At 67.3% G+C, this 25,942-nt stretch carries 15 protein-coding genes and 2 pseudogenes; 11 read left to right on the forward strand and 6 right to left on the reverse strand.

What is annotated here, in order from left to right; genetic code table 11:
- Positions 1-115: 115 nt before the first annotated feature.
- A complete protein-coding gene (locus MVA47_RS25110) occupies positions 116-3,667 on the reverse strand; it encodes an IniB N-terminal domain-containing protein (protein ID WP_247210317.1) in 3,552 nt (1,183 codons plus the stop codon).
- A gap of 279 nt (positions 3,668-3,946) precedes the next feature.
- Here MVA47_RS25110 and MVA47_RS26840 point away from each other — a divergent pair, with 279 nt between their 5' ends.
- The 3 genes and pseudogenes from MVA47_RS26840 to MVA47_RS25125 all read left to right on the forward strand — a co-directional run bounded on the left by MVA47_RS26840 (position 3,947) and on the right by MVA47_RS25125 (position 10,309).
- A complete protein-coding gene (locus MVA47_RS26840; RefSeq protein WP_281504878.1) occupies positions 3,947-5,662 on the forward strand; it encodes an Hsp70 family protein in 1,716 nt (571 codons plus the stop codon).
- Positions 5,646-8,156 (forward strand): LuxR C-terminal-related transcriptional regulator, encoded by a 2,511-nt coding sequence (locus MVA47_RS27130; protein ID WP_247210318.1) that lies wholly within the window; start codon positions 5,646-5,648, stop codon positions 8,154-8,156. Before MVA47_RS26840 ends, MVA47_RS27130 begins: the two co-directional genes overlap by 17 nt.
- Positions 8,157-8,195: 39 nt before the next feature.
- Positions 8,196-10,309 (forward strand): annotated as a pseudogene (locus MVA47_RS25125) (acyltransferase family protein).
- Positions 10,310-10,315: 6 nt separating this feature from the next.
- Here MVA47_RS25125 and MVA47_RS25130 read toward each other — a convergent pair.
- The 3 genes from MVA47_RS25130 to MVA47_RS25140 form a co-directional block, all read right to left on the reverse strand.
- The gene (locus tag MVA47_RS25130) at positions 10,316-10,672 is read right to left on the reverse strand and encodes a VOC family protein (RefSeq protein WP_374474310.1); all 357 of its coding nucleotides are present in this window, start codon (positions 10,670-10,672) and stop codon (positions 10,316-10,318) included.
- A 138-nt stretch (positions 10,673-10,810) separates the two neighbouring features.
- Positions 10,811-11,206, reverse strand: a complete 396-nt coding sequence (locus MVA47_RS25135) for a helix-turn-helix domain-containing protein (protein WP_023961712.1) — start codon at positions 11,204-11,206, stop codon at positions 10,811-10,813.
- A gap of 23 nt (positions 11,207-11,229) precedes the next feature.
- Positions 11,230-12,003 carry a TSUP family transporter gene (locus MVA47_RS25140; RefSeq protein ID WP_247210319.1) on the reverse strand — a complete coding sequence of 258 codons (774 nt, stop codon included), beginning with the start codon at positions 12,001-12,003 and terminating at the stop codon, positions 11,230-11,232.
- 102 nt (positions 12,004-12,105) lie between these two features.
- Here MVA47_RS25140 and MVA47_RS25145 point away from each other — a divergent pair, with 102 nt between their 5' ends.
- Both MVA47_RS25145 and MVA47_RS27135 read left to right on the forward strand, forming a co-directional pair.
- Positions 12,106-13,056 (forward strand): acyltransferase, encoded by a 951-nt coding sequence (locus tag MVA47_RS25145; RefSeq protein ID WP_308280603.1) that lies wholly within the window; start codon positions 12,106-12,108, stop codon positions 13,054-13,056.
- A complete protein-coding gene (locus MVA47_RS27135) occupies positions 13,050-13,367 on the forward strand; it encodes a hypothetical protein (RefSeq protein ID WP_308280605.1) in 318 nt (105 codons plus the stop codon). The genes MVA47_RS25145 and MVA47_RS27135 overlap by 7 nt, the downstream gene beginning before the upstream one ends.
- On the opposite strand, the gene MVA47_RS25150 is transcribed toward MVA47_RS27135, so the two are convergent.
- Complete coding sequence (locus MVA47_RS25150; protein WP_308280606.1) at positions 13,307-13,903, reverse strand: ElyC/SanA/YdcF family protein; 597 nt, start codon at positions 13,901-13,903, stop codon at positions 13,307-13,309. The genes MVA47_RS27135 and MVA47_RS25150 overlap by 61 nt on opposite strands.
- A gap of 259 nt (positions 13,904-14,162) precedes the next feature.
- Here MVA47_RS25150 and MVA47_RS25155 point away from each other — a divergent pair, with 259 nt between their 5' ends.
- The 6 genes from MVA47_RS25155 (at position 14,163) to MVA47_RS25180 (ending at position 24,349) form a co-directional block, all read left to right on the forward strand.
- A complete protein-coding gene (locus MVA47_RS25155; RefSeq protein WP_247210321.1) occupies positions 14,163-17,645 on the forward strand; it encodes a (Fe-S)-binding protein in 3,483 nt (1,160 codons plus the stop codon).
- Positions 17,646-17,684: 39 nt separating this feature from the next.
- Entirely contained in the window at positions 17,685-18,938 is a 1,254-nt protein-coding gene (locus tag MVA47_RS25160; protein WP_247210322.1) for a pyridoxal phosphate-dependent aminotransferase, read from the forward strand.
- A gap of 86 nt (positions 18,939-19,024) precedes the next feature.
- Positions 19,025-20,818, forward strand: a complete 1,794-nt coding sequence (locus MVA47_RS25165) for an SDR family oxidoreductase (protein WP_247210323.1) — start codon at positions 19,025-19,027, stop codon at positions 20,816-20,818.
- A gap of 13 nt (positions 20,819-20,831) precedes the next feature.
- Positions 20,832-21,710 (forward strand): metal-dependent hydrolase, encoded by an 879-nt coding sequence (locus MVA47_RS25170; protein ID WP_062796975.1) that lies wholly within the window; start codon positions 20,832-20,834, stop codon positions 21,708-21,710.
- The gene (locus MVA47_RS25175) at positions 21,707-22,843 is read left to right on the forward strand and encodes a PDR/VanB family oxidoreductase (protein WP_247210324.1); all 1,137 of its coding nucleotides are present in this window, start codon (positions 21,707-21,709) and stop codon (positions 22,841-22,843) included. Before MVA47_RS25170 ends, MVA47_RS25175 begins: the two co-directional genes overlap by 4 nt.
- 27 nt (positions 22,844-22,870) lie before the next feature.
- Entirely contained in the window at positions 22,871-24,349 is a 1,479-nt protein-coding gene (locus tag MVA47_RS25180) for an NAD(P)/FAD-dependent oxidoreductase (protein WP_247210325.1), read from the forward strand.
- On the opposite strand, the pseudogene MVA47_RS25185 reads toward MVA47_RS25180, so the two are convergent.
- Positions 24,331-25,916: pseudogene (locus MVA47_RS25185) on the reverse strand (MFS transporter). The gene MVA47_RS25180 and the pseudogene MVA47_RS25185 overlap by 19 nt on opposite strands.
- Between the last annotated feature and the right edge of the window lie 26 nt (positions 25,917-25,942).

Here is a 25,942-nt window from a genome sequence, read left to right on the forward strand (position 1 = left end):
CTACCGAGAACACAACCACATCGGTCCCGCACACGTAACCGTGTGCGGGACCGATGGTGTTACAGGGTCAGCGACAACACCCCTCGTCCATGTTGTCGAGTTCGGGTCTTGTCCGTCAGTCGTCGAGGGCGCCGCCCGCGTCGACCTGTCCGCTTCCGTCGGTGGTGGTGTCGGCGTCGGCTCCGCCGAGCAGTCCGCCCGTCAGTCCGCTGTCACCGGTGAGCGCCCCGGTGAGTCCGGTGTCACCGGTGCCGAATGCGTTGTCGGCGTCGATGTCCGACCAGCCGCCTGCGTTTCCTCCGACCACTCCGGTGGTGGTGTCGGCCACTCCGCCGGTCACATCTCCGGTCACCTCGGCCGGTCCGGTACCCGCGTCCGCCGTCAGATCCAGCGGTGCAGGAGCACCAACACCGCCGCCGAGCCCGGCCACGCCGTCGAGAGCATTCTCGAGCTCACCGGTAGCCCCACCCGTCAGCACGGACTCGACGCCGCCGCCCAGTCCCAGACCGCCTGCGGCGTCACCGCCGACCACGCCGCCGATGGCACCACCTGCGTCGAGGTCACCGCCAGCAGCACCGCCGACCGCGCCGACAAGACCTGCATCGATGTCGGTGGCCGCACCCAGCAGCGCGTTCGCCGAGGTGTCGGCATCGGCGATCAATCCGCCGCCTGCGGCGACAACACCACCCACTGCGGTCTCCACACCGCCGCCTGCGATGGCGCCCGCGCCGAGTCCTCCGGCGATGCCCGCATCACCGGCCGCTTCGAGGCCGCCGACCAGGGCAGCAGCGGCGGCGAGTCCACCGGCCGCACCGGCATCGAGGGCTCCGTCGATTCCGCCGACCAGCGCGCCGCCTGCACCCAGCGCAGTGCCGATCCCGGCACCGACTTCCGTCTCCACGAGTCCACCGAGGTCGGCTGCGACCAGGCCGGCCGCGCCGAGCGCGGTACCGAGGACTGCGCCGAACTCGCCGGCAAGACCGCCGTCGATGTCGAGTGCGCCGTCCAGGACCACACCCAGTGCGCCACCGAGGTCGAGGCCGCCTTCGAGCAGTCCGGCGAGTTCACCGGCCAGCGCGCCTTCGAGCGCTCCGCCGATCGTTGCTCCCAGCGTCGCTCCGACGGTGGCGGCCAGTGCGCCACCGGCAGCGAGCGCAGCCGCCACCTCGGCACCGAGATCGGTGTCGAGGACGGCGTCGAGGCCCAGAGCGCCGGTCAGTCCGGCGACGAGTTCGGCTCCCAGACCGGCGTCGAGGTCGCCGACCGCGCCGATCACAGCGCCGAGAACGCCTCCGAACTCGGCACCGAATGCGCCACCGGCAGCCAGCACTCCGGCGAATGCCGCAGCGAGCTCGGTGGCCAGGCCACCTGCCAGCAGTGCGGTGAGGTCGGCCCCGATCACGCCGCCGGCGGCGAGTGCGGCTTCGAGCACGCCACCGAAGACGCCGGCGATCTCCGCGGCTCCGTCCAGTCCGAGCGCGCCACCCACAATTGCGCCGAGCGCGAGCCCGAGGTCGAGGCCGCCGGCCAGCAGCCCGGCGAGCTGTGCGCCGAAGTCGGCGTCGAGCAATCCACCGATCGCACCACCGAGGGCAAGACCCAGCCCGGCGGCGACTTCGCCTCCGGCAGCCAGCACACCCGACAACACGGTGCCGAGGGCCAGACCGAGGTCGGCTCCGCCTGCGAGCAATGCGGCGAGGTCGAGGTCGCCGAACGCGCCGAGGGCGGCTTCGAACGCTCCGGTCAGGCCGGCGGCGAGACCGCCACCGAGTCCGAACACCCCGGCCAGTGCCGCGGCCAGTGCGCCGTCGACATCCAGGAGCGCTTCGAGATCTGCGGCGCCGGCCAGTTCGAGCGCGGCACCGAGGACACCACCGAGCGCGAGACCGAACTCGCCTGCCAGGTCACCACCGGCCGCCAACACGGCAACAAGCGCGCCCTGCAGGGTCGCGGTGAGTCCGCCGGCCAGCAGTGCGGTCAGGTCGGCGGCCAGCAGGCTGCCGGCTCCGAAGGCCGCGGCCAGCGCAGCTCCGAAACCTGCCGCGATGTCGGCGACAGCGCCCAGTCCGAGAGCTCCTTCGAGGATCGCGCCGAGTGCGAGTCCCAGGTCCAGGCCACCGGCCAGCAGACCGGCCAGCTGGGCGCCGAAGTCTGCTTCGAGAAGTCCGCCGAGCACACCACCGAGGGCAAGGCCCAGTCCGGCAGCGATCTCCCCGCCGACTGCGAGCACACCGGCGAGAGCGGTTCCGAGCGCCAGGCCCAGTTCGGCACCGCCGGCGAGCAGCGCAGCGAGGTCGACCGCGCCGAATGCGCCGAGGGCGGCATCAAGAGCCCCAGCCAGTACGACGGTCAGACCGCCGCCGAGTCCGAGGACACCGGCCAGCGCAGCAGCCAGGGCACCATCGACGGCAAGAAGGGCCTCGAGATCAAGGGCACCGGCCAGTTCGACTGCGGCACCGAGCAGCGCTCCGAGGGCCAATCCGAACTCTCCGGCGAGGTCACCCCCGACGGCCAGGGCCGCGGCCAGCGCACCCTGCAGGGTCGCCGTCAGGCCGCCGGCGAGGGCCAGCAGCAGGTTCGCATCGAGTAGTCCGGCGAGTGCACCGGTGAGCGCGCCGGTGACGTCGAGGACACCGGCGAGGACCGCACCGAACTGGGCGGCCAGACCGGCACCGAGGCCGAGGACGCCGGTGAGCGCTGCGCCCAGGGCCAGTCCGGCATCGAGACCGGCCGCGAGTGCGGCGGCCAGGTTCGCCGCGAGGGCACCACCGAGTCCGATCGCGCCGCCGATCACCGCACCGAAGGCCGCACCGATGCCGGCGGCAAGGGCGCCACCGAGTTCGAGCGCCGCGGTGAGCGCACCGCCGATGACGGTGGCGAAGCCGAGTGCTGCGTCGAGGTCGAGGCCTCCGACCACGGCCAGAGCGGCGTTGATCGCTGCGGCCAGGCCTGCGGTCAGTTCACCGGTGACGCCGAGTCCGGCGCCGAGGACAGCTGCCACGGTTGCACCGATGTCCAGTACGCCGTCGAGGTCGAAGATCGCCCCGAGGCCACCGCTGAGGTCCAGGATGCCGCCGACGATGGCGCCGATGGCTACGCCGAGACCGGCAGCGATCTCACCGCCGACCGCCACACCACCTGCGAGTGCCGCCGCCAGCACCACCGCGAGCTGCCCGGCGAAGTCCAGGTCACCGAAGTTGATCCCGCCGAGGTCGAGACCTCCGAGATCGATGAGCCCGAGGTCGATGTTGCCCAGATCGATTGCACCGAAGTCGAAGTTGCCGAAGTTCCCGAAGTTGATGCTCCCGAAGTCGATGTTCCCGAACTCGAAGCCACCGAGGTCGATGTCACCGAAGTTCACGTCGCCGAAGTCGATGTTCCCGAGCTGCAGCCCGCCGACGGCGAGGCCGCCACCGATCGCGCCGACGTTGATCGCTCCGATGCCCCCACCGCCGTTGCCGGCATTGATGATGTTGGTCAACCGCGACCCACCCGCGAACAGTCCGGATTCGGCAACCATCGGTGCCGCGGCGACGATGTCGGCGTGGCAGAGCTCGGGCAGGCCGGCCGCGTTCAGCGCGCCCTGCGGGTTCAGGCAGTAGGCGTTGGCGGCTTTCTCGTCGCGGAGGAGGCCGAGGATGAATCTGAGTACTGCGTTGCTGGGCATGGCGTTCTCCTGTTGCCGGGCGGATCCAGGTGGGTCCGCTGAGATTGTCTCCACGCTATGAGTTCTGCGGACCCGGCCCAACGGGCCAACGCCCCCTTCGTCGCTGATGGGGGCGTTAGGGGAAGCCCCCGGTGCATTAGGGGGTCTAGGGGATCGACCCCGCACATCCGCGACCACCCGCCGAACCGGTAACACCATCCCTACCTGCGGCGACATCATGGGAGATGGGCATCACAGGGTGAGTCGATGCCGTAGGCGCACCAGAGGAGTCGGCAGACCATGACCACATCGCTCGGTTTGAAGATCGGCAGCACCACATGTGTTGCAGTGCCCGGTACCGACGATGGCCTCGGTACTGCGCTCGTGCGCGGCCCGATTCTGGAGTTGGCGCCCGACGCCTCTCCCGAACTCGTCGACCGGCCGGGGCCGTACCGGGTCGGCGGTTTCACCGAGCGGGTGGGTGATCCCGTTGCCCTGGTGACCGACGACGGTCGCCAGTACACCGGTGAGGATCTCTACGCCGCTGCGATGGCCGCTCTCGCCGCCGACGCCGGCGCCTGGGATGCCGACGCGATCGTGCTCGCCTGCCCGAACGAATGGCAGGACTACACCGTCGAGGCCCTGCGCGCGGCCGCCGCCCGGCAGGACATGCCCGAGGTGACCGTGGTTCCCGAGGCGATCGCCGCGGTTGCCGCGCTCGCCGAACACAAGGGTCAGCTCGACGGCGTCACCGTCGTGTACGACCTCGGTGGTTCATCACTCGACGTGGCGGTGGTGCGCACCGGCGCCGACCCGATGATCGTCGGCCGCCCGCTGAGGTCCGAAGAGATCAGCGGCGCCCAGTTCGACCATCTCGTTCTCGGTCATGTGCTCGAATCAGTGGGTGCCACCGATGCCATCGACCCGTTCGATGCGGCGACGATGGAGGGCCTGGCCGAACTCCGGGTTCGCTGTGCGGCGGCCCGCGAGGCGCTGTCCTCCGACACCGAAACCGTTGTCTCCATCGATCTTCCGGGGATTCGCACCGAGGCCAGGCTCGTCCGGTCCGAGCTCGAAGACCTATTGCGGGCACCCCTGGCGAGCTCGATGGCCCTGGTGATCGAGGCCCTGCAACTCGCCGACATCGAGCTGGGCGCGGTCTCCACGATCCTGCTCACCGGCGGCGGTTCGGCCACTCCTCTTGTCAGTGAGCTGGCGTCGTCGATGCTGCGTATCCCGGTCGCTGTCAACAACGACCCGGCGACCACCACCGCCACCGGCGCCGCGCTCATCGCCCACACCGCGGCGAAGGCGGCCGCGGCCGCGTCGGTCGTGGTCGTGCCGGCGCATGCATCGGCTTCCGATGAGCTCGTTCCCGCCGGCGCGCACGCACTCACCCCGGCTCCCCGCACCGTCAAGGTCGAGCCCGCCTCGATGTCGCGGGGCAAGCGCACCGCCATCGTGGTCGGAGTCGCCGCAGCGATCGCTCTGCTCACAGCCGGTGGACTCTCGGTGGGCACTGCTCTGACCGACGACGAAGGGCCCAAGCCCGCCGCGGCAGAGTCGTCCGTGACGAGTTCACCGACCGCTTCCTCGACTGCCCCCGACGGCTCGCCCGCCGGGTCCTCGTCCGACACGAGTGGCGGAACCGGCAGCAGGACCCCGGGCACGGTCACCACCGGCGCAGACGGACGCCCCACAACCGTGGCACCCAGAGGCGGTACGGCTGCCCCCGGCCCCGCCGCGCCGGGTGCCCCGACCGCTCCGCAGAACGGTGCGCCGGCTCCCGCACCGGCCCCCGGTGGAGGAGCTCCGGCTCCCGCACCTGCCCCCGCGCCGGCTCCTGCCCCCGCACCGGCTCCTGCTCCTGCCCCCGCGCCGGCTCCCGCACCGGCCCCGGAGCCTGCGCCCGCACCGGCCCCCAACCCCGGTGGCGGACTGCTCGGTGTGCCGGGCCAGGTCCTCGGCGGCACGGGCGCGGCAGTTGGTGGACTCCTCGGTGGAATCGGCGGGTGATGTCGCGGTCGGCCGCAGTCCGGTGAACCGCCTCCCCGGAGCCACCGCGTTCACCGGAATGCCTGCCGCACAAGCGTTGCTGTCCGCCGTACACGCCGGCGGTCCGGTACTCGCGTTTGTCACCGGCGTCGCCGGGAGCGGTAAATCAGACCTGTTGCAGCAATGCCGTCGTCTGCTGAACCGTTCCGGCACACAGGTTTTCACGACACTCCCGGAGGATGAGGCCACCCCGCCCGGCTGCGCCGTCATCGTCGACGACGTGCACCACTGGGAAACCGGCACCCTGAGCCGCCTCACCGACCTCGCCGACCGTGGCGACCTCACGGTGATCGCCGCCGCCGAACCGCGCCTGTCCGACAACAACATCCGGCAGGTGCAGCGAACGTTCTCCGCCCTCGGCACCGACATCAAGCTGGGCCCACTGCCCACGCCCGCGATCATCGCCCGTTCAGGCGGGACCGTGTCCGCACCCGTGGCCGACGTCATCCGCCGTACCGCCGGGGGGAACCGCGCAGCCATCGACACCGCCCTCGACGTCCTGCGAGCCGACCCCGCCGGCGACGAACGGGTTGCCCGGGAGGCGATCGCGAAGTGGCAGCACGAACGGCTGCGCGCGCTTGATCCCACCACGCACGACGTACTGACCGTAGCGGCTCTGCAACCGTCGCCCGATCCACACACCATCGCCGACACCCTGGGTCTCGACCCCACCGCAGCCATCGAAGCCCTTGATCGGGCACGTGGTTCTGGCTTCCTCACCGGCACCGACGAGTTCCTTCCCGCCGCTCTGCCGGTTCTACGAGCGGTGCGGGGCGAGCACCAGATCGCGTCCACCCATCGCTCGCTGGTGGACGCTCTGCTCGACCGCGGGGCCCTGACCGTCGACGGAGCCCTCTCCGCCGCCCGCTCGGGCGTCGTCGACGGCCGTCTCGCGGATCTCCTCCTGTCGGCGGCCCGCACCGCTCCCCCGGCCCAGGCGGCCGACCTCTGGCACGCAGCGCTCACAGCCGGTGCCGACCCCGGTGTCGTCCGGGTTCCGTTGGCCGATGCCGCAACCCTGGCCGGCGACCTCGACACCGCCACCCGGTTGGCCGACACCATCCTCGCCGCGGATTCACCGTCCGATCGCCGTGACGCCGTCCGGATCGGCGCGGCGGTCGCGGCACGGCGTGGAACGTATTCACGATCGGCCGACCTCTACCGGTGGCTGGGGCCAGAGGCCGCCGGACCGGACGCCACGATCGGCGTGCTGACCCTGCTCGCGATCGGGGATCGTCCAGGAGCCGAGGAGTTCTCGGCAACCGCGGACGCCGCGCCTCCGACCACCGACCACGCCCGCGGAACCCTGCTCAGCTCCGGCCTGCTTGCGTCGTTGACGTCGTCGCCCGCCGCGGCCCTCGGACCGATCCTGCGGGCAGTGTCCCTCTCCGCTCAGCACCGGCGGGCCGAACCCGAGTCCGCCGCTGCCGTCGCGGCGCTGCTCTGTCTGCACAGTGGCGACCTGGCCGGCGCGAAGGCCGCGCTGTCGCGCGATTGCGATCAAACTCCACGCGAACAACTGCTCCTCGGATGGACGGCGATGGTCGGCGGCGACCTGACCACCGCCGCGGACATCCTCGGAGAGGTCACGCCCCAGAATCTTCGGGACGAGCTGGTAGCCCATGCCCTTGCCGTGGCGATCGCCCGGCGTCGCGGCGACATGGGTGCCCTCGTCGCCGCGTGGCGCGACGCCGTGCCCGCGGTGGCCGAGATGGAGGTGGACCTGTTCGCATTGCACCCCCTCGGCGAGTTGTGGCTCGCGGCGGTCCGATTGCAGGACACAGCGCGACTCGCCCACCTGGTGACGGCCGCCGACCGTTTGCTCGCGGCTCTGGGTTCACCGCCGGCGTGGTCGATGTCATGGAGTTGGTACGGCGTGCAGGCCGCCATCCTCGCGGACGACCCCTCGGCCCTGGTCCCCTATGCGCGCCAGCTCGGTCAGGCCGCGGCAGGCGAACCGTTCGGTGCGGCCCTTGCCGACGCGGGCCGGGCGTGGCTGCGGGTGCTGCAAGGACAACCCGATGTGGCCGAGGTGAAGAAGGCCGCGTCGGCGCTCGAGCAGGCCGGATTGCCCTGGGACGCGGCTCGACTCGCCGGCGAGGCCGCACTCCGGGTGGACGACACCCAGGCGGCCACCTCTCTGCTGCAGGTCGCCCGGCTCGTCGGCGCACCAGCGGTCGCGGCCACCGCAACGCATGTCGATGCCGCACACCCGGCCGCCGGTCCGTTGACCGAACGCGAGGCCGAGGTGGCCCGGAACCTGCTGCTGGGTCTGACCTATCGCGAAATCGGTGCCCGCCTGTTCATCTCGGGTAAGACCGTCGAACACCACGTCGCGAGGATCCGGCGTCGTCTCGGCGCCGGTTCCCGGTCGGAGATGTTGTCGATGCTGAGAGCCGCGGGATACGGCCCGGCAACAAATCAAGGGGGCGGCCAGAGCGCCACCTCATCGTGAGGGTGAACATCTGGAACAATTCCCCCGGTGAGCGCCACCATGACCGACCCACCAGTCGTGTCCGGTGCGCCATCGAAGAAGTCCACCGAGTACCGCCACGACCTCGACGGACTGCGTGGCATCGCCATCACCCTGGTGGCCGTCTTCCACATCTGGTTCGGCCGCGTGTCCGGTGGAGTCGACGTCTTCCTGACCCTGTCCGGCTACTTCTTCGTGGCGTCGCTCCTCAAACATGTGCTGGCCACCAGTTCTCCCGCTGCTCGGTGGACGACGGCGATCAATCCGGGGCCACGCCTCTGGCGGCTCGCGCGACGACTCCTCCCCGCGCTTCTCACGGTGCTGCTGTTCATCGTGGTGCTGTCGCTGTGGCTGATGCCTCGAACCCGATGGTCGCCGCTGGGTGACGAGGCCATCGCCTCGGCGCTCTACTACCAGAATTGGCACCTCGCCCTGGCATCGCAGGACTACCAGGCCGCCGATTCGGCGAACAGTCCGATGCAACATCTGTGGTCGATGTCGGTGCAGGGACAGTTCTTTGTTGTCACGTTGCTGGCCGCATTGGCGCTCGGCGGCGTCCTGAGAGGGCTCGCACTCAGATTCGATGTCTTCCGCCAACCGCAGGTCATCCGCGGGATCGTGTTCGCCGCCCTGCTCGCTGTCGCGGCGATCTCTTTGCGTGGGCCCACCACCGGCACGGGATCAACCAGCCGTTCAACTACTACGACACCATCGCCCGTTGCTGGGAACCGATAGCCGGCGGTCTCCTTGCCGTGTGGATGCCTCGGCTCAAGATGGCACAGTGGATACGAAACCTGTTGGGCCTGATCGCTTTGGCGCTCATCATCAGCTGCGGGTGGTGGATCGTCGGGGTGCAGCAGTATCCGTCGACGCTCGCATTGGTGCCCGTCGGCGCGACCCTGTTGCTGATCTGGAGTGGCTCGCGCCAGACCGCGCCCGGTGACAGCACCGATCCCGGCGCGGTCAGTTCGTGGCTCGCCCACCCGTCCATCGTCTGGCTCGGCTCCATCGCCTACGCCCTGTATCTGTGGCACTGGCCGCTGCTGATCTTCTACCTGACCTGGCGATACAAAGACAGCGCGAACATCGTCGAGGGCGCCGGGATCATCGCGGTCTCGCTGCTCTTGGCTTGGGCCACCGCGAGATTCGTCGAGTCCCCGATCCGGGCCGGAAAGACGCCGTGGCGACGGTCGGCGACGGTGCTGACGGCAGTCCTGCTGGTACTCACCGTGGTCGCCGGGGCGGGCATCGTCAGTTGGAACCGGCACGTGCAGAACATGACGGTGGACACCCAGAATCTCGATCCGCGCCTGTATCCCGGCGCACGCGCGTTCCTCGACGGTGTGCCGGTGCCACGGGTGGAGCCCGAACCGAGTCCGCAGGTGGTCGAAAAGGATTGGCCCATCACGTCGTACGACTCGGTGATCTCCGGCTGGAAGGACGGATCGATCAGGGTCGGCGTGTACGGCGACGTGAACGCCACCCGCACTGTGGCTCTGGTGGGCGGCTCCCACGCGGAGTACTGGATCACCGCTCTTGATGCGATCGGCAGGCAGCACGGGTTCAAGGTGACCACCTATCTCAAGGTGGGCTGCCCGCTGACCACGGACTACGTGTTCACCTGGTTCGGCCAGAAGTACTACCAATGCAACGAGTGGTCGCGTGACGTGATGGCACGCCTGGCCGTGGACAGACCAGACGTGGTGTTCACCAACAGCACTCGCCCGGTGGAAGGTCAGGTCACCGGCGACTTCGTCCCCAAGGACTACCTCGACATCTTCACCGAGTTCCGCGACCGCGGGCAGAAGGTGATCGCCGTACGCGACAACCCCTGGGCCGTCGGCCAGGAGAGTCCGCCGGAATGCCTTGCGCTGGGCAAGAAGCCGTCCGTGTGCGGGGTCGAAAGGTCACTGGTGATGTCACCGACCGACCCCGCACTGGACATCGCGCCCCAGTTCCCGAACATGAGTTTCCTCGACTACACCGACGCGATGTGCAGCGACACATACTGCCCCGCCGTGGTCGGGAACATCCTGCTATGGCACGACTTTCACCATCTGAGTGCGACGTTTGTCCGCAGCCTCGTCCCCGCACTCACCGCCGACATGCAGAGGGCTCTACCCGGTTGGTGGTGAGACCGTCTACGCGTCACTCTTCCAGCGGGCGATGTCGTCGTCGGAGATCTCCACCGGGCCCGTGGCCAGTTGGGTGATCCGGATGTGGTTGCCGAAGGGATCCCTCAGCGCACAGTCGATTCCGTAGGGCTGCTCCGTCGGTTCCTCGGTGAACTCGACACCGAGTGCGGACAGTTCTTCGTAGGTCTTTCGGCAGTCGTCCGTGGTCAGCATGGCGGCGGCCCCCAGCGCACCCTTGGTGACGAGGTCCCGGACCGTCGCGGCCACCTCATCGCTGTGGGCGGGTGGGCCCGGGACCTCGAGGAGGATCTGGCGATCCGGGTCGCCGGGGAGGGCGATGGTGAGCCACCGCATGAAGCCCATGTCGACGTCGTCTTTTTCTCGAATCCCAGTTTGCCGACGTAGAAGTCGAGTGCTTCGTCCTGATCGAGAACCATGACCGTGTGAATGCTGATGTTTTTGAACATGTCTCAACGGTAGGGGCAGGGGTTGCCGCGCTGCTTATCCAAAACTGCTCGGTCTCGACCAGGTTCTGACAAAACATCCCGGCACCTTCACCGGCGTGGCAGTGGCCCGGAATCCGCTGGGCGAATCCCCGACGACGGTTCGAAACGTCCGGCTGAAGGTCCCGAGGCTCTCGAACCCCACCATCGCCGCGATGTCGGTGACGGGCAGCAGTGGATCGCGCAGCAAATTCATCGCTCGCTCGATGCGACGGCGCTGCAGATACCGGTGCGGCGTCTCCCCGAATGTGGCCCGGAAGGTTCGGGTGAAGTGGGCAGCGGACATGTGTGCCACGGCCGCCAACCGGGGCACGTCGAGTGGCTGAGCATAGTCGCGGTCCATCGCGTCGCGGGCGCGCAGCAACCGTCGGTTTTGATCCTCACCGGGACTCATTGCCACGGTCAGAGCCTAGTGAACTACGCGAACTGATCCCAGCCGAGCTTGGCAGACATCACCACGACCACCACGAGCAGTGCGGCCCGGATCACCCCCGACCCTCGATTGAGCACCGTCCTCGATCCCAGCAGCGATCCCGCGACGTTGGCCACCGCGAGTAGCAGCCCGAGCTGCCACCACACGTGCCCCTGGATCGCGAACACCACGAGGGCACCGAGGTTCGTCGCGGTGTTGGCGATCTTGGCCAGCGCCGCACTCTCGATGAAGCTCCGGGAGAGCACCACGGTGAGCGCGATGATGAGGAACATCCCGGTACCGGGGCCGAAGATGCCGTCGTAGAAACCGATCACCGCAAACGCGACACATCCGGCGATCATCTGCCGGCGGCTCAGCGGGCCGCCCGACCCGGCGCTCCGGCCGAACGAGGGCCTGCACGCCACGAAGATCCCGACCGCCAGCATCAGCACGATCACCAGCGGCCTGATCACATCCGCCGACACCAGCGACGCCGCGGTGGCACCGGCCGCCGCACACACCCCGGCGATCGGTACGGAGATGAGGGCGAGGCGTCGCGGGACGGCGGTCACCCGGGAGAACGCGATGGCGGCCGCGCCGGTGCCCCAGATCGCCGCGAGCTTGTTGGTACCCAGCGCGGTGGCGGGTGCCACGGTGGGGAACGCGATGAGCATCGCCGGGATCAGCACCAGGCCGCCACCACCGATCACCGCGTCGATCCAGCCCGCCGCAAGGGCCGCGACCAGCAACAACGTCAACACATCCCAGTCGGGGATCATCTCGCACAGCCTTTCCACACCAGAGGGACAGTAGGTGGACGTGACAAATCCCTCAGACACCGAGGAGGGTAATCACAGGTGGATGCGGCATGCTGTACGACGATGACCGCCACCACCCCCGCCGATTCCGCAGGCGCTGGGACTGTCACCAGCACGTCCCGGCCGACCGCGAAGCGGGCGTATCTGCACCACGTCGACCTGATCCGGGCAACCACCTTCTCACTGGTCATCTTTGTGCACTGCCTGACCGCGACAACCGACGAATGGGACAGCGTTCCGGTCAACTCGACCACCCTGCTGCTCCACTTCACCCGCAACATGTTCTTTGCGCTCAGCGGCTTCGTGCTGATGTACCAGAACTTCGAGCGGGTCGACTTCCGGTCGGTGGATTTCTGGCGCCGGCGGATGAAACTGGTCATCTTCCCGTTTGTGATCTGGTCTTTTGTGTATTGGGCCGTCGAGGACATGTGGGCCCACGGGCGCACCGGTGACATCCCCGGCAGCCTCGGGGAGTTCTGGGATCTGCTCAAGTGGGGCCTGTCCGGGTTCCACATGTACTTCTTGTTCGTGATGCTGCAGGTGTACCTGCTGTTCCCGCTGGTGCTGTGGCTGGTGCGCCGCACGCGCGGGCGCCACCTGGCGCTGCTCGCCGTCAGCGCCGCAGTGCAGTGGGCATGTTTTGCGGTCATCACGCACTGGCAACCACCTGCGAGCATCGCCGGGGTGTGGTGGCACTACTACGCGACCTTCGTGCCGTATCAGTTCTTCGTGTTCGCGGGAGCGGTGACGGCGGTCCATCTCGACGACATCCGGCTGTGGCTACAGGGCAAGGGCTGGTGGTTGTTCAGCGCACTGGCGGTGACCGGGTTGTTCGCCCTCGGCAACTTCTGGTGGCGGGTGTGGGGTGATGATCAGCGGGCGATCGATGCGAGCGCCGCTTTTCAGCCCACATTGTTCCCGTTCCTCGTCGCCGCGGTGGCGTGCCTGTACGCGATCGGCCAGCACTGGGCCGACCATCACCGGCGCAGCACCCCCGTTTCGACCGCATGGTGAAGTACGCCTCGAATCGCTCGTTCAGCGTCTTCCTGGTCCATGCGTTGCTGATCTTCTTCATCCTCTACCCGCAACGCAACAACGTCGCGTGGGTGGTGGACGTGTTGGGCGCGCCGTGGGCGACCATCGTCGTCTATCTCGGCACCCTTGCCGGCTCCCTGCTCGTGGTGGAGGCTCTGCGCCGGATGCCCGGGTCGGCGTATCTGACCGGCCGGCCCCGGTTGCCGATGCCAGGCAAGTTCGACGTCGCTCAGCTCATCAGCACCGTCAACAACGCCCGCGGTCGGGCCAGCACCGTCTCACGTAGGTGATTGCGCGCGATTGTCCATGTCGGACAATCACATTCGGCGAGTACACCGTGGGCTTCGATACCTGCGTCGCGGCACAGCGCCACCGCGCGACCGAGATGGAAGCCCTGGGTGACCACCAGCGCCGACCGCACCCCGAACAGGTCGTGGGCGCGACGGCATGATGCCGCGGTGTCGTATCCCTCGGGGTCGTCGATGATGTCCGACGAGGGCACCCCGTTCTGTTGGAGATAAGCGCGCATCACCGCCGGTTCGTTCCCCGCCACCGCGCGGCCGTTCCCGGAGTTGAGGACCTGCTTTACCCGGCCGTCGCGGTAGAGCGCGAGTGCCGTATCGAGCCGGCCGCGTACGTACGAATCGGGTTCACCGTCGATCACCTTTGCCCCCAGCACGAGTGCCACGGATGCCGAGGGGGCTTCAGAAGCCTCGGACGTCCGGCCATGGGCCTGCACGTACACCCAGGTGCTGGCGATGGTCACGACAAGCTCGACGCCTGCCAGCCCGGCGCCGATCAGCAGTAGAATTCGGTAACGACTCATGGCGCACATCACAAATACCTTACCGATCAGTAACTTAGGACAACCTGCGCAAAACCTTGGCGCAGCCAAGCCTTAACGTACCTAGTGGAGAACACTGCGTGCGCTGGAGCGATTCATCGCAACGCCGTGGCCGCCACACAGCTTGCGATAGGGCCAGGCCCCATCTGGGGCCATCAGGCCGACCGGGTGAACGATTCGACCGCTACGCGTAAGAGACGTGTATCGGACGGGCAGTTCGAGAGAGAAAGGCCGTGACGCCGTGAATACCGCGACGATCACCATCGGCACCATTGCTGCTCTGGCAAGCCTGGTGTGCTGGGCACTGTTTTTCCGCGGAGTGTGGACGATGCTCCGCACCATCGCCAAGGGGCAGAAGGACAACACCCGGTTCACGCCGGTGCTCCCTCGCTTCAAGCAGATGATGATCGAGTTCATCGCTCACACGCGGATGGCGAAGTTTCGAACCGTCGGCTGGGCCCACTGGCTGGTGATGATCGGGTTCCTGCTCGGTTCACTACTGTGGTTCGAGGCCTATGGCCAGACGTTCGACGCCAAGTTCCACTGGCCGTACTTCGGCGACACCTTCGCCTGGCATCTACTCGATGAGCTCCTGGGCATCGGCACCGTGGTCGGCATCGTCACCCTGATCATCATCCGTCAGCTCAACCACCCGCGGGTTCCCGAGCGGCTCTCCCGGTTCTCCGGCTCGCGCTTCGGCGCCGCGTACTTCGTCGAGGTGGTCGTGCTGCTCGAGGGCCTGGGCATGATCATGGTGAAGGCCGGCAAGATCGCCACCTACGGCCACGCACATGCCGGCTCGGACTTCTTCACCATGCAGGTCGCCAAGCTGCTCCCGGCCAGCCCGACCATGGTCTCGGTCTTCGCGCTCATCAAACTGATGTCGGGCATGATCTGGCTTGCCGTCATCGGCCGCAACATCACGTGGGGCGTGGCGTGGCACCGCTTCTCGGCCTTCTTCAACATCTACTTCAAGCGTGAGGACGACGGCGGGGTCGCGCTCGGCGCAGCCAGGCCGATGACATCGGGCGGCAAGGTGCTCGACATGGAGACCGCCGACCCCGACGTCGACGCGTTCGGCGCGGGCAAGATCGAGGACTTCACCTGGAAGGGCTGGCTCGACTTCACCACCTGCACCGAGTGTGGTCGCTGCCAGAGCCAGTGCCCGGCATGGAACACGGGCAAGCCGCTCTCCCCCAAGCTCCTCATCACCTCACTGCGCGACCACGGTTACGCCAAGGCGCCCTACCTCCTCGCCGGCGGCAAGAAAGACATCAGCGGCGACGAGATCGGTCTGGTCGACGCCGACGGAAACGTCTTGCAGGACAAGCTCGATGCGATCCCCGAGGCCGCCCGCAACGAGGCCGACCGCAAGCTGGTCGGCGAGAGCGAAGGCACCACGGGCGCGGTCATCGACACCGAGACCCTGTGGAGCTGCACCAACTGCGGTGCCTGCGTCGAACAGTGCCCGGTCGACATCGAGCACGTCGACCACATCATCGACATGCGCCGGTACCAGGTGCTCATCGAGTCGGACTTCCCGTCCGAGCTCGCGGGCCTGTTCAAGAACCTGGAGAACAAAGGCAATCCGTGGGGCCAGAACTCCAAGGACCGCACCAAGTGGATCGACGAGATGGACATCGAGATCCCGGTGTACGGCCAGGATGTCGAGAGCTTCGAAGGCTTTGAGTACCTGTTCTGGGTCGGTTGCGCCGGTGCCTACGAGGACCGTGCGAAGAAGACCACCAAGGCCGTTGCCGAACTGCTCGACATCGCCGCCGTGGACTTCCTCGTCCTGGGCGAAGGCGAAACCTGTAACGGTGACTCCGCACGTCGAGCAGGCAACGAGTTCCTGTTCCAGATGCTGGCGCAGCAGAACATCGAGACCCTCGACGAGATGTTCGGCACCGCTCCCGCGCAGGCCAAGAAGATCGTCGTGACCTGCCCGCACTGCTTCAACACCCTGGGTAACGAGTACCCGCAGGTCGGCGGCAAGTACGAGGTGGTCCACCACACCCAGCTGCTCAACCGGCTGGTCCGCGACAAGCGGCTGATCCCGGTGGCCCCGGTCAACAAGGACATCACCTACCACGACCCCTGCTTCCTGGGCCGGCACAACAAGGTCTACGACGCCCCGCGTGAGCTGATGGACGCTTCCGGAGCCAACCTGACCGAGATGCCGCGTCACGGCGAGCGGTCGATGTGCTGTGGCGCCGGCGGTGCCCGCATGTGGATGGAAGAGACCATCGGCAAGCGCATCAACCTCGACCGGGTCGACGAGGCACTCGGCACATCACCGGAGAAGGTGGCCACCGGCTGCCCGTTCTGCCGCGTGATGCTGACCGACGGCGTGACCGCGAAGACCTCGGGCACCGAGCTCGAGAACAAGGTCGAGGTGCTCGACGTCGCGCAGCTGATCCTCGAGTCCGTCAGGCGCGGTGCCCCCGAGATCAAGCGCGGCGGCCGTTTCCTCGGCGCAGCGTCGCTGGGATTGTCGGCGCCCGTCGCCGAACCAGAGGCCAAGCCGGTCGAGAAGAAGGAACCGGCAGCCGAGCCCGCCAAGGCGGCAGCGGCCACAGCCACCGACACGAAGGAAAAGCCGAAGGTCGGCGGCGGACTGGGCATCGGCGGCGGCGCCAAGAAGCCGGGCGGCGGCGCACCCAAGCCCGGTGGCGCGGCCAAGAAGCCGGGCGGCGGCGCACCCAAGCCAGGCGGCGCAGCAAAGCCGACGTCCGACGAGAAGGCGACCGCGCCCGCAGCCGAAGGCGCCAAGGGCCTCTCCATCGGCGGCGGCGCCAAGCGTCCGGGAGCTCCGAAACCCGGTGGCGCAGCCAAGAAGCCGGGTTCGGCGAAGCCTGCAGCCGAGGCCCCTGAGGCCGCGGAGGCGACGACCGAATCAGCTGAAACCACCGAGACCACGGCCGCACCCGTCAAGGGGCTGTCGATCGGCGGTGGCGCCAAGAGGCCGGGAGCACCCAAACCCGGCGGCGCAGCCAAGAAGCCAGGTGCAGCAAAGCAGGCCGCTGCGGCCCAGCCCGCTGCGGAGGCGACGACCGAGACCGAGTCCGAGGCGACATCGGTCACCGAAGAGCCGGCAACCACCGGCCAGGCCGGCGAGAAGCCGCCGGCCGCTCAGGTCAAGGGCCTGGCCATCGGCGGCGGTGCTAAAAGGCCGGGCTCGCCCGGGGCGAAGCGTCCCGGGGCCCCGAAGCCGGGAGCAGGCAAGCCCGACGAGGATGCCGCACCCGCACCGGTGGCCGACGAGCCGTCGAAGGTGGACGAGCCGGAGGTCAGCGAACCGGCCGCGGAGGGCACTGCGGAGGGTGGGGCATCAGAACCTTCGCCCTCGGTCCCCGTCAAGGGTCTGGCCATCGGCGGCAAGGCAAAGCGGCCAGGCGCCAAAAAGCCGGGCGCCACGAAGCCGGGTGCGGCCAAGGCTGCTCCAGCCCCTGAGCCCGAGTCAGCCCCTGAGCCCGAACCGACCCCTGAGCCCGAGACCCAGCCCGAGACCCAGCCCGAGCCGGCTGAGGCAACGGAGACCGCTGAAGCGACCGAGACTGCCGAGGTGGCGGAAGCCGCCCCGGCAGCCACCGAGAGCGACAACGGCGCAGCCGCCACCAACGGCGACGCACCGGCCGACAGCCGGACGCTGGCCGAATCAGGGCCCTCCAAGGCCAAGGGATTCGGCATCGCAGCAGGCAAGAAGCGTCCTGGTAAACGCTGAACCCGAAAACGATTTGCGAAAGGCTGGCACCATAAGCAGGTGAGCAGACCACACGTGTCGACGGTGTACCGCGACCTCAAACCACTCGAGCAATCGGCGAAGCTCCGCAACGTCGCCTATGAGATCCGCGGACCGGTGACGGCCCACGCCGCTCGCCTGGAGGCGGAGGGGCATCGGATCCTGAAGCTGAACATCGGCAATCCTGCCCAGTTCGGTTTCGAGGCGCCGGACGTGATCATGCGCGACATGATCCACGCGTTGCCGTACTCGCAGGGGTACAGCGAATCCCTGGGGGTACTGCCGGCTCGTCGCGCGGTGGTCACCCGCTACGAACTGATTCCGGACTTCCCGTACTTCGACGTCGACGACGTGATCTTGGGCAACGGTGTATCCGAGTTGATCACCATGACCATGCAGGCGTTGCTCGACGACGGCGACGAGGTGCTGATCCCCTCCCCCGACTACCCGCTGTGGACCGCGATGACGGCGCTGTCCGGGGGCAAGGCGGTTCACTACCTCTGCGACGAGAAGAACGACTGGAACCCCGACATCGCGGATATCGAGTCGAAGATCACCCCGCGCACCAAGGCGCTGCTGGTGATCAACCCAAACAACCCGACCGGGGCGGTCTACAAACGTGAAGTGCTCACGCAGCTGGTCGAATTGGCCCGCAAGCACTCGCTGCTGCTCCTGGCCGACGAGATCTACGACAAGATCCTCTACGACGACGCAGAGCACATCAATCTCGCGTCGCTGGCGCCGGACCTGCTGTGCCTCACCTTCAACGGCCTGTCCAAGGCCTATCGCGTCTGCGGTTACCGGGCCGGATGGGTGGCCATCACCGGGCCGAAGGACCACGCAAAGGGCTTCATCGACGGCATGAAGATGCTGGCGTCGACCCGCCTGTGTTCCAACGTTCCGGGTCAGCACGCCATCCAGGTCGCGCTCGGCGGGTACCAGAGCATCGAGGATCTTGTCCTGCCCGGCGGGCGGCTCCTGGAACAACGCGACATCACGTGGGAGAAGCTCAACGAGATCCCCGGCGTGAGCTGTGTGAAGCCGATGGGCGCGCTCTACGCTTTCCCACGCCTGGACCCCGAGGTGCACGAGATCCACGACGACGAGAAGTTCGTCCTCGACCTCCTGGTCCGCGAGAAGATCCTCGTTGTGCACGGCACCGGTTTCAACTGGCCCAACCCCGACCATTTCCGCATCGTCACACTGCCGTGGTCGCGCGATCTCGGTGACGCGGTGCAGCGAATGGGCAACTTCTTGGCCAGTTACAAGCAGTAGAAGTACATAACCGCAGCTCAGGACCTCTTGATTTAAGTGTGACGACTGGTAACGTCTAACTCACTCAATCACTCAAGGGGGAGTTGATGACTGCTATCGACAGCAACCAGAGGGCCGCCGAGCCCGCCTGGCGGTCACGCACCGTGATCCGCGACGGCGTGGAGCTGGCCGTGTTCGAGCTGGGCGAGCGGTCATCCGACCATCCGACCGTGGTGCTCGTGCACGGATGGCCCGACACCCACCACCTGTGGCAGTCGGTGGCGCCGATCCTCGCCGAGCGCTATCACGTGGTGGCCTACGACACCCGCGGCTACGGCGAGAGCGCCAAGCCGGACGGCGATGCCGCCTACCGGCTCCCCGAGTTGGCAGCCGATCTCTTCGCGGTGATCGACGAGGTCAGCCCCGGCGTGGCCGTTCACGTCCTCGCGCACGACTGGGGTTCGGTACAGACCTGGGAAGCCGTGTGCACACCCGGCGCCGACGACCGGATCGCCTCGTTCATCTCGGTGTCCGGACCCAATCTGGACCACCTCGGCGAATGGACCCGCGAGCGACTGCGTCGACCCACCCCGAAGTCCGTGGGACAGGCGGTCTCTCAGCTCGTGTCGTCGAGCTACACGGCGGTGTTCCAGCTCCCGGTGGTACCCAAAGCCCTGTTCGGCGCGGCCATGCACCCCGCGACGTGGCAACGGCTGCTCACCGCCGTCGAAGGCACCGACCCGGCGAACCTCACCTTCGCACCGACGTTCCGTGCCGATGCGGTGTCGGGATTGCGGTACTACCGTGCCAACATCCGTCCGCGACTGGCGAATCCGGATCCACGCAGCACCACCGTTCCGGTGTTCGAGGTGGTGAACACGCGCGACATCGCTCTGCGAAAGGCGATCTTCGCCAACACGCCGCGTTACACGGACAAGCTGTGGCGCCGCGACACCGAGACCGGCCACTGGCTGCCCTACACGAACCCCGGTTATCTCGCGGAGATCGCGGGCGACTTCATCGAGACGATCCGCGGGGGTGAGGTGTCGCCGGTCATCGAGCGTGCCCGCCGGCAAGGTGAGAACACCTCTGTGTCCGGCAAACTCGCGGTGATCACCGGCGCGGGCAGCGGAATCGGCAAAGAGACGGCAATTCTGCTCGCCCGCAACGGTGCCGAGGTCATCGTGGCGGACATCAACCTCGATGCAGCCGAGACCACTGCTGCCGCAATCACTTCCAGCGGCGGACTGGCCACTGCCTACCGGCTCGACGTGGCCGACCAGGACGCATTCGCCACATTCGCCGACGACGTGTCCAAGCGCCACGGAGTTGCCGACATCGTGATCAACAATGCCGGCATCGGTTTCGCCGGGCACGCCCTCGACGCCAGCGACGAACAGATCCGGCGACTGATCGACATCAATCTCCTCGGGGTCATCACCGGCAGCCAGGTCTTCGGCCGGGCGATGGTGGAACGCGGGCTCGGCGGCCAGATCGTCAACCTGGCCTCGGCAGCTGCGTTCACACCACAGCAAGGCCTCGGCAGCTACGCGGCCACCAAGGCCGGGGTGCTGATGTTCAGCGAATCCCTCCGGGCCCAGCTGGCCGAGCATCACATCGGGGTCTCGGCCATCTGTCCCGGCATCGTCGACACCAACATCGTCGCGGCCACCGAGTTCGCCGGGTCCACCGCGGACACGCAACAACAGTTGCGCGACAGGATGAGTGGGATGTACCGCCGCCGCGGCTACACGCCGGACAAGGTGGCGTCCGCGATCCTCGGGGCGATCGAGAACAACAAGGCGGTGGTACCGGTGACTCCAGAGGCGCACGCCTGGTATCGCATCTACCGCTTCACACCCGGGCTCTCGCGTCTCATGGCCCGCGCAAAGTTGTTCTGAACAGGAGACCGCGATGACCCACGCTTTTGACCCGGGACCAGTTGAGCTGCACGCCCGCAACGTCGAGTTCGAGTGGAAGAACACCCCGCTGCACTGGATTCCGAACCACCCGGTGTCGTCCAATGTGATCAGCATGCTCAATCTGCTGCTGCCAGAGGGCGAACGCTGGTTTGTGCAGACGTACAACGAGGCGCTGCCCCTGGTGAAGGACGAGGTACTCGCGGCGGCGATGCGCGGTTTCATCGGGCAGGAGGCGATGCACGCCGAAGCCCACGACCGCGTTCTGTGGGAGTTCCTCGACGAGAACGGTCTCGACCCGCGGCCGTTCCAGCGCCAGATGGAGTGGATCTTCCGAAAGATCCTCGGCCCCTCCGAGAAGGGCACTGCGAAGGCCCGGTACAAACACCTCGTCGAGCGGCTCTGGCTGATCGCCGCCATCGAGCACTACACCGCCGTACTCGGTGACTTCGCCCTGAACAACAAGTGGGACGAGCACGGCGCCGACCCCATGATGGCCGACCTCTTCCGGTGGCACGGCGCCGAAGAGGTGGAACATCGTTGTGTGGCACACGATGTGGCCACCTACTTCGGCGACAGCTACCTCAAACGCGGCCGGGCCATGCTGGTTGCTCTGCCGGCGTTGCTCTTTGTCATCCACCGCGGCATCCGCTTCATCGCCCACGGAGACCCGGCAGGCAAGGTGAGCTACCCCCGGTTGTGGCTGGGATGGTTCTCCGGCGCCCGAAACGGGCTGCTGCCCACCCTTCGGTCCATCGTTTTCGCCACGTTCAGCTACTTCCGGCGCGACTTCTCACCGATGGAGGTGGGGTCGACGGCCCAGGCCGTCGCCTACCTTGCGACCTCACCTGCGGCCCGGACCGCACACCCATGAATCAGCGCCACCACCCGCACACGACGTCGATGACGGCGCCGCCGCCGCATCTGTACAACCGGTATCAGCACGACCCGGCCATGCGGATCGCGACATTGCTCGGCAAGGTGTGGTTCCCGCTGTGGAGCACGCTCACCAAAACGCCTGTGCCGAAAGAGGTCCACCGCGTCACCACGGTGCGCATCATCGGCCGCGAAGTGGTGGCCGAGGACGAGAACGTGGTGGCCCTGACCCTCGCCGACCCCGACGGCGGCGAACTCACACCGTGGTACGCCGGCGCTCACCTCGACCTGCTGCTGCCGTCCGGCCGCATGCGTGAGTACTCGCTGTGCGGTGACCCCGCCGATCGTGACCATTACCGGATCGCCGTGCGGCGGATACCAGACGGTGGTGGCGGATCGGTAGAGGTCCATGACCAGCTCCGGGTCGGTGACCTGCTGCGGATCAAGGGTCCGCGCAACGCCTTTCCCCTTGCACTGCCCGGTCATGGGTCGCCGGCACGCCGGCTGCGATTCATTGCAGGCGGCATCGGCATCACCCCGATCCTGCCGATGCTGCAGGCCGCCGAGCGGTTGGGCCTGGACTGGTCGATGGTGTACACCGGCCGCAGCGTCGACTCCCTGCCCTTCGTCGAAGAACTGGCCCGCTACGGTGACCGGATCACGGTGCGCACCGACGACACCGACGGCATCCCCACCGCACATGATCTTCTCGGTGGGGACGACGCCGACTCACCGGGGCTTCCCGGAACGTCCGTGTACTGCTGCGGCCCCGTCCCCATGCTGAACTCCATTCGTGCCGCGCTGGCGGGCAGAGCCGACATCGAACTGCACTTCGAGAGGTTCTCTCCACCACCGGTTCTCGACGGTCGGCCATTCCGGGTGACCCTGGACAGCACCGACGGTGACGTTGCGGTCGGTGCCACCGAATCGACGCTGGCGGCGGTCCGCCGGGTTCTGCCGTCGGTGCCGTACTCGTGCCAGCAGGGCTTCTGCGGCACCTGCAAGGTCCGGGTGCTCGAAGGCAAGGTCGAACACCGCGACAACATCCTCACCGAACCAGAACGCGACGCCGGTGTGATGCTCACCTGCGTCTCGCGGGCCGAGGGTGACCACCTTCGTCTCGACCTCTGAACCCGAACAGCAACGGAGAACATCATCGTGCCCGAACCTCAATTCACCGTCGCCATCGTGGGTGCCGGATTCGGCGGGCTCGCTGCCGGGATCAAGTTGCAGGAACGCGGAATCGACGACTACGTGATCTTCGACCGCAACGACGACGTCGGCGGCACCTGGCTGGCCAATCAGTATCCCGGTGTCGAGGTGGACATCCCCTCGGTCACCTACTCCTACAAGTTCGCGCTCAACCCGGATTGGTCTGCGGTGTTCGCGCCGGGATCGGAACTGCTGCAGTACGCCCGCGACATCGCCGAGCGGTTCGGGATCCGTGAGCACATCCGGTTCGGCACCGCGGTGACCGCGGCCGATTTCGACGAGACCACCGATCTGTGGACCGTCACCACCGCAACCGGCGAGACCGTCACCGCCCGGTTCCTGATCAGTTGCCACGGCGCGCTGTCCACCCCGGCCACGCCCGCGCTGCCCGGCCTGGAGAACTTCTCGGGGAAGGTTCTGCGATCGGCATCCTGGGACCACGATTACGACCTGACGGGCAAGCGGGTCGCCATCATCGGCACCGGAGCCACCGGCATCCAGATCATCCCCACCATCGCACCCGACGTCGAGCACCTGACCGTGGTGCAGCGCACGGCCATCTGGGTGTTGCCCAAACCGAACGCGCCGATCCCGGACCGCCTGCGCGGTGTGTACCGGTTCGCGCCGAAACTGCAGTTGCTGCCGCGTTTTCTGATCGACTCGACGTTCGAGATCGCCGAGACACTCGGCGTGGTCTACAACAAGCAGTTGCCCGCCATCACTCGGGGAATGGAGAAGCTCTGCCTGCGTCATCTGCGGGGTCAGGTCAAAGACCCCGAGCTGCGCACCAAGCTCACCCCGCACTACGGCTACGCCTGCAAACGTCCGTCGTTCTCCAACGACTACTTCCCGACGTTCAACCGCGACAACGTCGACCTGGAGACGTCGCCCATCACCGAGATCACCGGTAGCGGAATCGTGTTCGCCGATGGCCGAAGTCTTGAGATCGATGCGCTCATCCTCGCAACCGGCTTCAAGATCTTCGATCTGCCGTACACGATCCGCGGAGTCGGCGGCCAGGATCTCGGCGACACCTGGGATTCGGAACGTATGCATGCCTACGAGGGCATCACCGTCCCGGACTTCCCCAACCTTTTCCTGGCGCCGGGACCCTACGGCGTGATCGGGTTCTCGTGGTTCGACACCATCGAACTCTGCGTCACCCACGCGGTGCGGGTTGTCGCCAAAGCCGTCGAGTCCGGCGCGGGCCGGGTGAGCGCAACCGATGAGCAGACCGAAGAGTTCGTCGAGAAGATGCGCAAGAAGGTGCGCAGCACGGTCTTTGCTAGTCCGCGCTGCGCCGGGTCGAACACCTACTACATCAACGCTCAAGGCGATTCGCCCTACCTCCGACCGACCAGCCGGGTGGAGTCGATCCTGTCTCTGCGCAAAGCCCTCAAGGACGGCTACGAGTACTCCGCCTGACGCGCATCGTCCTCCACCACGACGGCGGCACCGAGTTGTCTGGTCCGCAGGGTGATCCACGCGATCGGCGCAGCGAAGCCCGCAGCAACGGCGGCCACCACCACCGAACCGTGCAGCCCGTCGACAAACGCGTCGCGGATGACCCCGAGCATCTGCTGACCGCCGGGACCCGGGATGGCCGAGGCGACCTGCACACCGGCCATCACCGATTCCTTGGATGCAGCAAGGGCTTCCGGGGGCAGACCGCTGCCATCGAGCTTGTCGCCGATCCCCGATGTGTAGACCGATGACAGCACCGAGCCGAGCACGGCAACCCCGAGGGTGCCGCCGATCTCACGCGTCACGTCGTTGACCGCCGAGCCCGCGCCTGCCTGCTCCGGTGCAAGGGAATTGGTGATGATGTTGGTGGCCGGCCCCTGCACCAGGGCAAGGCCCGCTGCCATCAGGCTCATCGACCAGATGATCAGCCCCCAGTAAGAGGCGTCTTTGCCTGCAAGGAGAACCAACGCGAATCCTGCGGCCATCGTCAGTGATCCAAGGGCCGCAACCCGCCCGGGTCCCAGCTTGCGGGCGAACACCATCGCGAGCGGCGAGAATGCGGCCATCACGATCGCGAACGGCAGGGTGCGCAGTCCGGCCTCCAGCGGGCCGTAGCCCTTCACGGCCTGGAAGTACTGGGTGATCAGGAAGATGAACCCGAACAGGCTGAAGAATGCGACCGCGATCAGCCCCGAGGCCACGGCGAACGGCCGGTTGTTGAACAGGCGCACGTCCAGGATGGGATGGCGCGAGCACAGTTCGACGTACACGAAACCGATCAAAGCGCTGCCGCGCCGATGAAACCACCAATGGTCTGCAGCGATCCCCACCCGTGATTCGGCCCCTCGATCAGGGTGTAGACCAGCAGGGTCACGCCCGCGATAGACGTTACCGCGCCGGTGAGGTCGAACGGACCCGGCTGGGCCTTGCCGCCACTGGGCACCGCCAGGTAGACACCGACGAGCACTGCTGCGGCGATCGGCAGATTGACCCAGAACACCGACGACCACGAGTAGTGCTCGAGCAGCCAACCTCCGAGCACGGGACCGATGGCCACGGCGATACCGGTGGTGCCGGCCCAGATGCCGACTGCGATGGCACGCTCCTTGAGATCGGGAAAGATGCCGATCAGGATGGCCAGAGTGGCCGGAAAGACCAGTGCGGCAAACAATCCGAGCCCCGCACGCGCGGCGATGAGCTGGCCGAGCGAGCTCGATTCGGCAGCGAGCACCGACACCGCCGCGAACCCGACGACGCCGATGACCAGTACCTTGCGGCGGCCGAACCGGTCAGCGAAATGGCCTGCGGTGAGCAGTAAGCCGGCAAATGTGAGGGTGTAGGCGTCCACCACCCACTGCAGTCCCGAGTTGCTCGCGCCGAGGTCCCGACTGATGGTCGGCAGCGCAACGTTGACGATGGTGTTGTCGATCATCACCAAGAGCACGGCGCCACAGAGGGCGACCAGACCCCACCAGCGATTGCGCGACCGGGCAGCGGTCTTGTGTTCGACCAGCTCTGTCTTTCTCATCGACTCTCTCCTGAAATAGGATGCTG

Origin of the sequence: Williamsia sp. DF01-3, assembly GCF_023051145.1 — a bacterium.
Lineage (GTDB): Bacteria > Actinomycetota > Actinomycetes > Mycobacteriales > Mycobacteriaceae > Williamsia.

Excerpts from the sequence above, each read along its gene's own strand:
- MVA47_RS25130 (WP_374474310.1), bottom strand. The coding sequence starts at position 10,672 with ATGGGCTTCATGCGGTGGCTCACCATCGCCCTCCCCGGCGACCCGGAT.
- MVA47_RS25170 (WP_062796975.1), top strand. The coding sequence starts at position 20,832 with ATGACCCACGCTTTTGACCCGGGACCAGTTGAGCTGCACGCCCGCAAC.
- MVA47_RS25165 (WP_247210323.1), top strand. The coding sequence starts at position 19,025 with ATGACTGCTATCGACAGCAACCAGAGGGCCGCCGAGCCCGCCTGGCGG.
- MVA47_RS25135 (WP_023961712.1), bottom strand. The coding sequence starts at position 11,206 with ATGAGTCCCGGTGAGGATCAAAACCGACGGTTGCTGCGCGCCCGCGAC.
- MVA47_RS25140 (WP_247210319.1), bottom strand. The coding sequence starts at position 12,003 with ATGATCCCCGACTGGGATGTGTTGACGTTGTTGCTGGTCGCGGCCCTT.
- MVA47_RS26840 (WP_281504878.1), top strand. The coding sequence starts at position 3,947 with ATGACCACATCGCTCGGTTTGAAGATCGGCAGCACCACATGTGTTGCA.
- MVA47_RS25110 (WP_247210317.1), bottom strand. The coding sequence starts at position 3,667 with ATGCCCAGCAACGCAGTACTCAGATTCATCCTCGGCCTCCTCCGCGAC.
- MVA47_RS25175 (WP_247210324.1), top strand. The coding sequence starts at position 21,707 with ATGAATCAGCGCCACCACCCGCACACGACGTCGATGACGGCGCCGCCG.
- MVA47_RS25145 (WP_308280603.1), top strand. The coding sequence starts at position 12,106 with ATGACCGCCACCACCCCCGCCGATTCCGCAGGCGCTGGGACTGTCACC.
- MVA47_RS25150 (WP_308280606.1), bottom strand. The coding sequence starts at position 13,903 with ATGAGTCGTTACCGAATTCTACTGCTGATCGGCGCCGGGCTGGCAGGC.
- MVA47_RS27135 (WP_308280605.1), top strand. The coding sequence starts at position 13,050 with ATGGTGAAGTACGCCTCGAATCGCTCGTTCAGCGTCTTCCTGGTCCAT.